Raw genomic sequence first — 13137 nt, forward strand, 5'->3', positions numbered from 1 at the left:
CTATTGGGTCGGTTTAGGGATATTATTTTCGGGACGACCTTCAAACCACATCCAGTTTTTGACGGGAGCCACCAGCGCGTGAATCGCGTCGAGCAGGCCGTCGGGGATGGTAAAGTCGAGAACCGCCACGTTTTGCTCTACCTGTCGTTGCTCCGACATGCCCACAATGGTGGTGGCAATTACCGGGTGGTCAATGGCGAATCGCAGGGCCACATCGCTCAATGACACGCCGTAGTCGCGGCAGAGCCTGATGAGCTGGGGTTGCAGGTCTTTGACGGGTTGGGGCGAGTTCTGCCAGGCTGGTACGGTAGCTTCCGACAAAATACGCTGCATAAGCGGGGCGGCATTGAGCAAGCCAAACCCTTTTTCCTGCGACAGCGGCACCAGTTCGTCGTTAATCTCATCGTCGAGCAGGGTGTAGTGCCCCCACGAGAGTACGGTGTCGACCTCAACTTGCCGGGCAATTTGGGCGAGGTAGCGCACAGGCAAGCCCGAGAACCCCACGAACCGGGCCTTGCCCATTTCTTTGGCTTTGAGTGCGGCCGGAATGGCTTCGTTCAGAACCTGCTCACGGTCGCCAAATTCAATGTCGTGTACCTGCAACAGGTCGACGTAATCGGTTTTCAGCCGGGCCAGCGACTCGTCGATGCTCGACAATACGCGGTTGTACGAAAAATCGAAATGGCCGTTGGCGTAGCGGCAGCATTTGGTTGCCAGAAAAATAGACGAGCGTTTGGTTTGGAGGGCCTTCCCCAGTCGTGTTTCGGCGAGGGTATCGCCGTAAAAAGGGGCTACGTCGAAGAAATTAACGCCCCGGTCGATGGCGGTATGTACGGCCCGGATGCCTTCGGCCTCGTCGGTGGTGTCGAATACATCGCCGAGTGGAGAAGCTCCAAACGCCAGCACCGAAACGTCCATATCTGTTTTACCCAGCCTTCGGTATTGCATGTATAAAGAGTGTAAAGTGTGAAAGAGTGCGGGCCGCGGGCGGCAAAGTGTGTCGGCCGCAGGCGGCAAAAAAGACTACCTGCATTCCTTTTCTCAATGTTCCCGGAGGTAAGTCTTCTACTCATTTAGGCCGCATTTTCTGGTAGGTGCAGACGCTGGCGGGCTGATGATGAAGTCCTTACCTCTGATCACTAACAAATTGGGAGGTAATATTTTAGCCACCGGAGGGGGCTTTCTGTACTGGACCTTTGTTCAGTGCGAAAGAATTGGCACGCGGATGACACGGATTGGACAGATTTTCACAGATATACTCATGGGTGTACATCTGCCCAATCTGTGTCATCCGCGTTCAATTAGCTAAGTCAATCGATTGATTGTACATTTTGTCTAGTATTCAGTAGATTCCTCGAAAAAGACAATTTTTACTCTGTATCAGATAGTCTACCGTATTGACCATTTGGCTAATTTGCAGCACTATTCAGCCACAGAGCCTTCCGGCGGTACTATCGACGACTCGCTAAGTAAGTCGGCTCTGATCAACGCCTTTTACCGGCATCACCCACGTTTCAATATTTACCAGACGACGTTTTCAGGGCGTTCGTCTAACCCATAGTAACTATGTGGATCGTCCGCTTAGCGTTAGAAAAAAAGTACACGATTGCCGTGATGGCGCTCCTGATTCTCATTATGGGGGGCGTTTCGGTACTTCAGATGCCCACCGATATTTTCCCCCGGATCAATATTCCGGTGGTGTCGGTACTGTGGGGGTACAACGGCCTGTCGACCAACGAGATGGAGAAGATGATTACCAACTTCTCCGAAACCTCAATTATTAATAACGTAGGTGATATTCAGCGGGTTGAATCGCAGACGTATAATGGCGTAGCAGTCATCAAAATTTATTTTCAGCCCACGGTCAAGATTGAGGAGGCCCTGGCGCAGGTATCCGCCATTTCGCAGACGATTCTGGTCCGGATGCCGCCCGGCACTCAGCCCCCGCTCATTGTTCGTTACAACGCTACCGACGTACCGGTGCTGCAACTCGGTCTGTCGTCGGATAGCCTGAGCGAAACCCAGATTACCGATTATGCCGCTACCCGAATCCGGCCCCAGATTTCGACCGTGCCGGGTAGCCGACTATCGCAGCCATTTGGCGGAAAAAGCCGACAGATTGTGGTTGATCTGGAGCCCGAACAACTGCTGGCGCATGGTGTTACGCCCGAAGAGGTAGTCAACGCGGTATCGGCCCAAAACCTCACCCTACCCAGCGGAAACCTCCGATTGGCCGAACGCGAATACGCGGTGCGGCTCAACTCGAAGCCCGAAATTATCTCGACTCTCAACGATATTCCCATCAAGGCGGTCGGTAACACAACCGTGCACATGCGCGACATTGCCAACGTGCACGATGGCTCGGCGGTGCAAACCAACGTAGTGAAGCAGGACGGCAGCCGGGGGGTATTGATGAGCATCGTAAAAACCGGTAATGCATCGACCACGCGGATTGTAGACGAGCTGCGCAACCGGGTACTGCCCACGGTTCGGGCGGCTGCGCCTTCGGGCCTGCGGGTGGTTGAGCTGTTCGACCAATCGGTATTTGTGCGGGCGTCTATCGAGGGCGTAGTGGTGGAAGGGCTCATTGCAGCCCTGCTCACAGCGGCCATGATTCTCCTGTTTCTGGGCAGTTGGCGGAGCACGCTCATTGTGGCCGTGTCGATTCCGTTGTCGATTCTGGCGTCGCTGTCGATTCTGTATCTGTTGGGCGAAACCCTTAACATCATGACCCTTGGCGGCCTGGCGCTGGCAATCGGGATTCTGGTTGACGATGCGACGGTGACTATCGAAAATATTCACCGCAACGAAGAATTGGGGTTACCGCTGCGGCAGGCTATTCTGGAGGGGGCTCATCAGATTGCGACCCCGACGCTTGTGGCTACCCTGACCATCTGTATCGTGTTTGTGTCGGTCCTGTTTCTCGAAGGCCCCGCCCGGTTTCTGTTCGGGCCGCTGGCAATGGCCGTGGTGTTTGCCATGCTGGCTTCGTACGTGCTGTCGCGGACGCTGGTACCCATGCTGGCCGACCTGATGCTGCGCGGAGAGAAGCACGGCCACGGGGCTGAGAGTGCCGGTGGTAGCCGCTTTTTGCAGGCTTTCAACCGGGGCTTCGACCGGTTTCAAGGCCGGTACATGCGCGCCCTGACCTGGACACTGGACCACCGTAAAGCCGTTTTTGGGGTATTCGTGCTCGTGTTGGGCGTAACGGCGGCCATGTTGCCGTTTATCGGCCGCGACTTTTTCCCGAAGGTCGATGCCGGGCAGATTAAGCTGCACCTGCGGGCCCCGGCCGGGTCGCGACTAGAGGAAACCGAACGGATTGCGGCCGAAACCGAAGCCGTGGTCCGGCGCATTATTCCAGAAGCCGAAGTAGGCTCGGTTATCAGCAATATTGGCCTCACGGGCGAGCGCTACAACTTTGTATTTACCGACAACTCGGCCACCGGCTCGGCTGATGCCGAACTGCTTATTTCGCTCACCGACGAACGCTCGCGGCCTACCGATGACTACATTCGGCAACTGCGCGAAACCCTGCGCGATGAAATGCCCGAAGTGACGTACTTTTTCCTGGCCGCCGATATTGTCGGGCAGATTCTGAACTTCGGCCTGACCTCGCCCATCGACGTGCAGGTGAGCGGTTTCGACCGGGCCAATAACCTCCGCATTGCCAAGGAAATTGTGCAGCGCGTGAGTCAGATTCCGGGGGCGGTTGATGTGCACCTGCACCAACTGCTCGACGCACCCGAACTTTACCTCGAAATTGACCGCGAACGGGCGAGTCAGTTTGGCCTGACCGAGCAGCGGGTAGCCAGTAACCTGAATATTTCGCTCAGTGGTACGGGACAGGTTCGGCCTAACTTCTGGGCCGACCCCGTTACGGGTTTCCCGTACCTGATTGTGGTACAAACCCCGCCGTACAAACTCGATAGTTACGATAAGCTGATGCGCACACCCCTCTCGCCGGGCGTGACCACGGTCTCCAACTCGACCGAACAGGCCGTGTTGCCGCAGATGCTCAGCAACGTAGCCACCATGAAACGAACATCGACCCCCGTCATCATCAACCGCGTAAATACCCAGCCGGCCTACGATGTGTACGCGTCTGTAGAGCGCACCGATCTGGGCTCGGTAGCCAACGAGCTGAACAAGATTGCCAAAGAATACGAAAGCCAGCTCAAACCCGGCAACCGGATTCAGATTCGGGGGCAAGTCGAAAGTATGGAGAGTGCTTTCAGCCGGTTGGGCATCGGGATTGTGTTTGCGGCCGTGCTGGTGTACCTGCTGATGGTGGTCAACTTCCAGTCGTTTCGGTACCCGTTCATTATTATTACGGCCTTGCCTGGTGCGCTTTGCGGCATGGTCTGGATGCTGTTCCTGACGCACACCACGTTTAGTATTCCGTCGTTGATGGGGGCCATTATGTCGGTGGGGGTTGCTACGGCCAACTCCATTCTGATGGTGAGCTTCGCCAAAGACCACCTGCCTGCCGTGAGCGGCAATGCCTACGAAGCCGCCCTCGAAGCGGGCCGCACGCGCCTGCGCCCGATTCTGATGACGGCCATTGCCATGATTATCGGGATGCTGCCTATGTCGCTCGGGCTGGGCGAAGGGGGCGAGCAAAATGCCCCGTTAGGCCGGGCCGTCATTGGCGGTCTGTTGCTGGCTACGTTTACCACGCTCCTGTTTGTACCGGTTGTGTTTAGTTATCTGGCCCGGAAAGCGCCGAACCATAAACCCCAATGACGACACTCATTTACCACGTAACCACGCAGCCTGACTGGCAGCGGCAGGCTACCGAGGCTGTTTACCGGGCCGATAGTCTGGAAACCGAGGGCTTTATTCACCTCTCGCAGGACCATCAGGTAGCGGGGGTGCTCGACCGATATTACCATAACGTACCCGACCGGCTGTTGCTGCACGTTGACCCCGACAAGCTGACGGCCGAACTTAAATACGAACCCTCTACGGACAACGAATTATTTCCGCACCTCTACGGGCCTATCGATAAGGTGGCCATTGTGGAGGTCGAAAAACTATAGACCGAACGCATGAAACGTTTTATACTCTGGCTTATTCCCCTCGCGCTCATTGCCTTGTTTGTGCTGGTTGGCGTGATGCCCCGGATTCGTAATCAGCAGGAGCTTCAGGCCGCTGCCGAAGCCGAGCGCAGCCGCGAACCGGTAGTCAATGCCATTCCGCTCCGGCAGGGTGTCGATTCGGCGGGGCTTTCGTTGCCCGGTCAGATTCGGCCGTTTATGGAAACCCCCATCCGGGCCCGCACGCAGGGTTTTGTGCGGAAACGGCTGGTTGATATTGGGGCTACGGTAGGGCAGGGGCAACTGCTGGCTACCCTCGATGTGCCCGAACTGGAACAGGATATTGCCCGCGCCCGCGCCGACCTGCAACTGGCTCAGTCTAACCTGAGCCGTGTAACAAGTGTAACGCTGCCCGGTGCTGTGGCCCGGCAGGACATCGACAACCGGCAGGCGGCTGTGCAGGTGAGCGAGGCCAACCTGAAACGGTTGCAGACCCTGCGTAGCTTGCAGGAAATCCGGGCACCGTTTCCAGGTATTATCACAAGCCGGGCCGTGGAAGTCGGTGACCTGATTTCGCCCACGAGCGCACAGCCTATGTATATGCTGGCACAACTCGACCGGCTACGGGTGTTTGTCGATGTGCCGCAGAACTTCTACCAGCAGGTACAAATTGGTATGCCCGCTACAGTGGTGGTGCCTGAGCTGAAAAACCGGACGCTCACGGGCACCGTGGTCCGCACGGCCGGGGCCCTGAACAACAGCACCCGTACGTTGCTCACCGAGGTGGTGATTCCGAATCCGGGCCGGGCTATTCCGTCGGGTTTGTATGCGCAGGTGAAATTTGCCGCCCGCCCGCAGGGTCAGAATGCCGTGCTGTTACCTGCCAATGCCCTCAAGATTACTCCGCAAGGGCCGCTTACCGTGATTCTCGACCCTGACATGAAAGTGCGTTTCCAGCCGGTGACTCTTGGGCGTGACTACGGAACTACCATTGAAGTGACGAGTGGCCTGACGGGTAACGAGCGCGTGATAACCAACCCTAACGACCGCCTGAAAGATGGCATGAAGGTACGCTTGCGCCAGTCGAGTGGGGGAGCCAAAGAAACCAAAGTGTAGGCCGCCAAGGTGCGTAACCGGCTCGCACCGATGCCGAATCTATTTTGAACAGGTCATTAATGAAAAACTGCCTCAGTTTTGTTCTGATTGCCTTATTCGCGGGTGAAACGCTGGCGCAAACCACCCCGGCGGGTGGGGCCGTAACCCTCACACCCGCGTCGAACGGTACCGTGCAGCCCAGCCCGGCACCGGCCTCTAACCCGGCCGCTTTGCCATCCGGTTCGGGAGTCAGTGCCTCTACACCCGATTACACCACAACAGGGTTTGCCCGTTTCAGTGACCCTGCACTCGATGGCCTCATTCAGGCGGGCCTTGCCAATAGTCCTAACTTGCGGGCGGCCCTGAGCCGGTTAGAAGAAGCTCGCGTACGGGTGCGTATTGCCCAATCGTTTCTGTTGCCATCGGTGCGGAGCAGCGCGCTCATCACCACCCAAAGTTTGTCGGAGCACCGGCCCGTGGCCATCCCGTTGGCCGCCGACCGTCTGCCCCGATTTCAGCTCAATACGTTTCAGCTCCTGCCCATTGATGCCAGTTACGAACTGGATTTGTTCAAACGAATTCGGGCGGGCGTGGTCGTAGCCGATTTGCAGGCGCAGGCCACCGACGCCGATTACCGGGCGTTTCGGCTGACGCTGGCCTCGGAGATTGCCCGCACGTACTTTCTGATTCGGGGCAATGATGCCGAACAGGCCGTTTTTCGCCGGAATATTCAGGCCCGCGATTCTACGGTAGCCATTGCCCGTGAGCGTTTTCGGGTGGGTTTGGCCGATATTCTTGATGCCCAACGCGCCGAAACCGACGTGGCCCAGCTCCGGGTGCAGCTGGTAAGCCTGCAACGCGCCCGCACCGAACTGGTCAACGGGCTGGCCCAATTGGTAGCCCAGGAACCCGCCACTTTTACACTCAACTCCGGCGACTTACCAGCGGCTGTACCCGCGTTGCCGGGTGCCGTATCGACCGCCGACCTGGCGCGTCGGCGTCCTGATTTGCAGCAGTTTGAGCGGCAGATTCAAATTGCCGGGGCCCAGCTTACGTTGCAGCAGGCCGCTACCCGCCCACGCGTTACGGTCGTAGGGTCGGGGGGCTTGTTGTCGGGGCAACTGCCATACTGGCCCGCGCCCAGCAGTGCCACGTACCTGTTGGGGGTCAACGCGTCGGTGCCGTTGTACGAAGGTCGCCGGAATCGGGAGCTGATTAACCTCTCGCGGCAGCAAACCCAAACGAGCCAGCAAACCTACCAGCAGGCTATTCAGGTTGCCGGGCGGGAAGTTGAAACGGCCGTAGACAACCTCACCCTCATTCGGGAGCAGCTTACCGCCCAAACTCAGGTGTTGACGTTGGCCCGTACTACCGAACGGTACAACCGCGAGCGATACGTGCGCGGCCTGACCACCTACCTCGAAGTACTGGACGCCCAACGGACGATTCTGGCGGCCGAGCAAACGCTGGTGCAGCTACGCACTCAGGAAGTACAGTATGCCGTGGCACTGCTGCGGGCCGTTGGGGGCGATTTCTGAGCGGAGACGTTCTAATCTCATAGTTGCGGTCGACCGCATCGGGGAAAACCTGGCTAACAATCAACCCAAGCCCCTCACCCGACGGGGAGGGGTTGGGAAGGGGGCAACTCACTCACCGTCTCGCGCCCAGACCGGGGATAAATACGTTGTAATTACCAGATTGTGTGATTTTTTGGGGTAAAATGCTCCTATTGACCTCTTTCTGTTATGAACTTGTTTAAAATCTCCTCCCCTTACGTATATGGCCCAGAATCTAATTGAATCAGGCGCAAACCGACGTGATTTTTTGAAAACATCAGGACTTTTTACGGGAGCGGCTATACTGAGCCAACTCCCCTTTGGTAGCCGGGCGGCCGGGTACCATTCGTCGGTGGACGATACCATCAAAATTGCCCTCGTAGGTTGCGGTGGCCGGGGTACCGGTGCGGCACAGCAGGCATTGAATACAAAGCAGAATGTAAAGATTGTGGCCATTGCCGATGCGTTTCAGGATCGTGTCGACAAGGCATTCAGTGGCCTGATGCAACGCCCCGACGCAGCCGCCAAGGTGGATTTGCCGAAGGAGCGTCAGTTTGTCGGTCTCGATGCATATAAGCAGGCTATTGCGTTAGCGGATGTGGTCATTCTGGCAACTCCTCCGGGTTTCCGGCCGGGCCATTTCGAAGAGGCTGTTCGGCAGAATAAGCACATCTTCATGGAGAAGCCCGTAGCCACCGATGCTCCCGGTATCCGTCGGGTGTTGGCCGCTGCTGAGGAAGCGAAGAAAAAGAAGCTGAACGTAGTGGTTGGTTTACAGCGCCATTATCAGAAAAACTACCGCGAAGCCATCAAACGAATTCACGGCGGAGCCATTGGTGATATTGTCGGGGGCAGCGTGTATTGGATTAGCGGGGGCGTCTGGATGAACCCCCGTAAGCCGGAGCAAACGGAGCTGGAGTACCAAATGCGCAACTGGTATTATTTCAACTGGCTCTGTGGCGACCATATTGTAGAGCAGCACGTACACAACATCGACGTGGCCAACTGGGTGAAAAATGGTTACCCCGTATCGTGTCAGGGAACGGGCGGTCGTCAGGTACGCAACAGCAAAGAGCACGGTGAGATTTTCGACCACCACGTAGTTGACTTCACGTATGCCGACGGTACGGTGATCAATAGCCAATGCCGCCACTACGAAGGAACGTACAGCAAAGTCGATGAGATGTTTATCGGTACTAAGGGCCGCATCGACTCATTCGGCAAGAATACGATCCTGAAAACGCACAAAGGGCAGGCCCTGTACACCCACCCGAATGACCCTAAAAAGCCCGATGGTAACCCGTATCAGGTTGAGCACGACGAGCTATTTGCGGCTATTGCGGCTGGTCAGTATAAGTTTGCCGATGCCGAAAATGGGGCTAAAAGTACCATGACCTCTATTATGGGTCGTATGGCGACTTATTCAGGTAAGCAGGTGAAGTGGGAGGAAGCGTTGAATTCAGACATCAACCTCTTCCCCGACACGTTGGCCTGGGATGCGAAGCCGAAGCTTCTGCCGGGTCCGGATGGTTATTACCCCGTGGCGGTTCCCGGCAAAACCATTACGGTTTAAGTTACAGCGTAAAGTCTTTTAGCTAAGGTGAGCCAACGACCAGAATCGTTGGCTCACCTTTTTGTTTGTAAGTGCCTGAAAGATTTTAAGAGTTAATTAATTGCTTTTTTTGGATAGTGTATGGTATTGCCACTTGATAAGTATAAATGGCTGAGTAATAAAAGCTATCAGGTGCCAGTTGATTTTGCGCATTCATAAACAAAATTCGGTCATTTGTAACCGATTTTGCTTATGTTAGGTGATCTGAATGGCGGTTGGTATAGTATTTGTTAAGTCGGGCGGCTTATTGACTTTTCCTTTTTCGGATGGCTATCAAAAATGATGCTACAATTTTTTTTAAGGCTTAAGTGTATTTAATACTATTGAAAGATACATGATGATACATTGTATTTAGTAGTTTAATTTTCATATATCGGTAACATATTGTGATGTTGAGATATTGTTATATCAACTGTTAATGATTCATTAGACACAAAAAGTTTAATCTTTTGATTCGTGTTTAGAGTTATGTGTTCTGAAAAAAAATAATGACTACAAAGGGCGATTTGTTAAGTGCTCAATATTGATAGGCTTAGCGGATTGGGAGGTGGCTATGATTTTGCCGAATGAGTGAGTATTGTCAGTGGAATCTTTAGTCCATCAATACCAATCTGTAGGCTTATGAACTACATCTCCTTCATTCGGAATAACTACAAGCGCGCTTCTCTTAGGGAAAGAGTAGGGGCGACTTTACTTTTCTCGCTCCTGTATCAAGTATTTCTACGGGGGATGGTTGTATGGAAGTCTCGCCAGAGAAATGCTGAGAGTCTAATGCAGTCTGATTTCAAAACAGTCTGGCTTAGCCTGATTGCTGTAACCCTGGTATTGCCTGCCGTTGCGCAGATTGCGTCGGCACCACCCAACACACGCTCGCCCTGGGTAAGTAGTACGTACACGGGCCTGTCTACCCTAACGGATGATAATAGTAGTATAATTCCACTCAGGTCTGTAAGCATCAGTGGGGAGGCAAACTTGATCGATGCCAATACCGGAAATTTTGCAACCGTCTCAATCACAGGAATTGGTGGCCGGGCCACAATTAGTGTTAGAGATAATGATGCGGCCGATACGTATCCGGTGGGGACGTTTGCGGGTTTCCGAATTGGTACCGAAGGGTTGTTGAGCGCTACATTAGCTTCGACCGTAACAATTCGGTTGTTGAACAACGGGTCGGTGGTTCAGCAACAGGATGTGGTGTCGGGCCTGATTGGCATTAATACCAGTTTGCTTGGGGCTGATGGCACGGCAACGCTCGGTTTTATTTCGACGGTGGCTTTCGATGAGATTCAGATAGAATACAATGCACTGTTGGGGTTGTTGTTTACTGCGCAGGTTTACCATGCCGTTATTCAGCGGTTCACGGCAGGGCCTACACTTGATTGTAACGTACAGACATCCGTAAGCAACCCGGCTTATCCGGTTGCGGTGAATAGTGGCAGAACAGGAATCACCGGCGTATGTGTGGGGTGCTCCGTTGAAAATGCTGACAATGCGATCAACAGCAGCACGAGCGATTTTGCCCAGATCGTCCTGACGGCAGGTGTAGCCGCTACGGGAAGTATTAGTGTTCAGGATCAAATCACCGACTACCCGGCGGGCACGTTTGCCGGCTTCAACATCGCTAACCCTTCGTTAATCGGGGTAAACCTACTCTCCGGGCTGCAAATTCAAACTTACCTGAATGGTACGCTCCGGGAAACCTCGTCGGCAGGTACTATTTTGTCCGTTAACTCGGTGCTGACCGGCAACGGGGCTCAAACGGTCGGTTTCGTAACAACCCAAAGCTTTGATGAAGTACGCTTGGTAGTGAGTAACCTTTTAGGGTTGCTGAGCACAACCAACGTTTATAACGTAGTGCTGCAACGCTTCTGCGCCGGGCCTGCCCTGAGTTGTAGTACCAACTCAAACCTGGTAACTCCGGCCTTCCCAGCCATTGTCGACGGTACCCTGACCGGTATCAACGGGGTGGCCTGCGCACTTTGTTCGGTGAGCAACACGCAAAATGTAATTGACAATGACCCCAACACGGCTGCTTCGATTGTACTAACAGCGGGTGTACTGGCCAGCGGGTCCATTGCCGTGAAAGACCAGCTGACTACATACCCGGCGGGTACGTTTGCTGGCTTCGATATACAGAATGCATCATTGATCGGGGTGAACCTGCTGGGTGGTGTTACGGTCACGACCTACCTCAACGGGGTTCAGCAGGAATCGAGCGGAGGAAACCTAATTGCATTAGAACTGCTCAGCTCGACCCGGCAGATTGTCGGTTTCAAAACAACATTACCATTTAATACGGTACAGATTCGGGTGAGTAACCTGGTATCTGTAGATGTTGGAACAACACAGGTATATGGGGCTGTGCTGCGGGCTGCCTCAGCGGCAGGGGTGGTAGCACCAACGTTATCGTCTACAGCGGTTATAACCAACAGCTGCCCAACAACAACCATCAACTTAACCTCACGGACGGTGACGAACCAGCCGGCGAGTACAACAATCACCTACCACACTAGTGCAACGGCCACCACGGCTAATCGGGTGAGCACACCCACTTCGGTGTCGGCTGGCACATACTTCGTCGCGTTTTACGATCCGGCCAATGATTGCTACAGCCCCACTTCGCCCGTGACGGCTACGACCGTGGCCTGCCCGCCTTCGGTCGCTATTCTGAGCCCGGCCAACAACACGACTGTAACTACAACGGTGACAGTGAGCGGTACGGCCACCCCGAACGCTCTGGTGGTACTGACCTCATCGACGGGGACGACACTCTGCACGACAACCGCCACGGCTGGAGGCTCGTGGAGCTGCGCCGTGACACTTGCTCCGGGTTCACAGACCTTGACCGCTGTAGCCAATAACGCAGGTGGCACTTCGGCCCCGGCTACTACGCAGGTCACAGCAATTGCTGCCGCTACGGTGGCAATCAACAGCCCCGCCAACGGATCGACGATTGCCAATCTCAATCCGCCTATTTCGGGGACGGCCACACCGGGTAGCAGCGTAACGGTGCAAGGTCCCAATGGGCAAACGTGCATCACAACGGCCGATGGGTCGGGTAACTGGACCTGCACAAGCCTGACGTTTGTGAATGGACAGCCCGCCAGCGTAACGGCAGTAGCCTGCACGGCGGGAGGTTGCAGCAGCGCGGTGAGCAGCTTTACGGTGGCCGTTCCACCGACGGTCGCTATTCTGAGCCCGGCTAATAATACGACCGCCACCACAACACCAACTATTAGCGGTACGGCCACACCGGGGGCTCTGGTGACTATTACGGGTGGTCCCGGTTCAACGGGCGGTCCGGTGAGTGTGACGGCTAATCCGGTCACGGGCGCTTATTCAACATCGGCAATTACATTCCCCGCGGGTCCGCAAACGGTAACGGCCGTCGCTACAAATGCGGGTGGTACCTCAACCCCCGCAACGGTTAGCTTCAACGCTGTAGCACCTGTAGGGCCATCGGCAGGCACCATCGACTGCTCGAAAACGCAGATTATTCCGGCACCCGTAGCGGGCGTTCCCGGACAGGCGGTACTGGTGGTTACGGTCAACGTAACGGTTGCGGGTACGTTTAGCCCCATTACGGTTTCGGGTTCGGGTATCAGCCTCGCCAACGGCGTTACGTCAGTGAGCACACCGACAACCGGTATCCAGAGTTTCTTTATCCCGATTCGCTACGATGGGTCTGCGTTGGGTACCCTCAGCTTCACGGTAGGCAATACCGGTAGCTGCACGGCCGACCTGACCAAAGCACCCAAGAAAGCCATTACCGATGTGTGGACGCTGGATTGTATTCCAACGGTGGGCCCAAGCCTGAAATAGAAGTCATTACTCA

The 13137-nt window shown here is 55.1% G+C and carries 7 protein-coding genes; 6 read left to right on the plus strand and 1 reads right to left on the minus strand.

Annotation, left to right across the window (positions count from 1 at the left end):
• Nucleotides 1-948 (minus strand): aldo/keto reductase, encoded by a 948-nt coding sequence (locus F5984_RS02920; protein WP_152122622.1) that lies wholly within the window; start codon nt 946-948, stop codon nt 1-3.
• 618 nt (nt 949-1566) lie between these two features.
• Here F5984_RS02920 and F5984_RS02925 point away from each other — a divergent pair.
• From F5984_RS02925 to F5984_RS02950, 6 genes are all read left to right on the plus strand, one after another.
• Nucleotides 1567-4746, plus strand: a complete 3180-nt coding sequence (locus F5984_RS02925) for an efflux RND transporter permease subunit (RefSeq protein ID WP_152122624.1) — start codon at nt 1567-1569, stop codon at nt 4744-4746.
• Nucleotides 4743-5042, plus strand: a complete 300-nt coding sequence (locus F5984_RS02930; RefSeq protein WP_019987581.1) for a DUF952 domain-containing protein — start codon at nt 4743-4745, stop codon at nt 5040-5042. The genes F5984_RS02925 and F5984_RS02930 overlap by 4 nt, the downstream gene beginning before the upstream one ends.
• 9 nt (nt 5043-5051) lie before the next feature.
• Nucleotides 5052-6155 carry an efflux RND transporter periplasmic adaptor subunit gene (locus tag F5984_RS02935; RefSeq protein ID WP_152122626.1) on the plus strand — a complete coding sequence of 368 codons (1104 nt, stop codon included), beginning with the start codon at nt 5052-5054 and terminating at the stop codon, nt 6153-6155.
• Between the two features lie 59 nt (nt 6156-6214).
• The gene (locus F5984_RS02940; RefSeq protein ID WP_152122628.1) at nt 6215-7672 is read left to right on the plus strand and encodes a TolC family protein; all 1458 of its coding nucleotides are present in this window, start codon (nt 6215-6217) and stop codon (nt 7670-7672) included.
• Nucleotides 7673-7913: 241 nt separating this feature from the next.
• Nucleotides 7914-9263 carry a Gfo/Idh/MocA family protein gene (locus tag F5984_RS02945; protein WP_152122630.1) on the plus strand — a complete coding sequence of 450 codons (1350 nt, stop codon included), beginning with the start codon at nt 7914-7916 and terminating at the stop codon, nt 9261-9263.
• An 810-nt stretch (nt 9264-10073) separates the two neighbouring features.
• Complete coding sequence (locus F5984_RS02950) at nt 10074-13124, plus strand: beta strand repeat-containing protein (protein ID WP_152122632.1); 3051 nt, start codon at nt 10074-10076, stop codon at nt 13122-13124.
• The last annotated feature ends 13 nt before the right edge of the window (nt 13125-13137 follow it).

This window comes from Rudanella paleaurantiibacter (assembly GCF_009184635.1).
Classification (GTDB): domain Bacteria; phylum Bacteroidota; class Bacteroidia; order Cytophagales; family Spirosomataceae; genus Rudanella; species Rudanella paleaurantiibacter.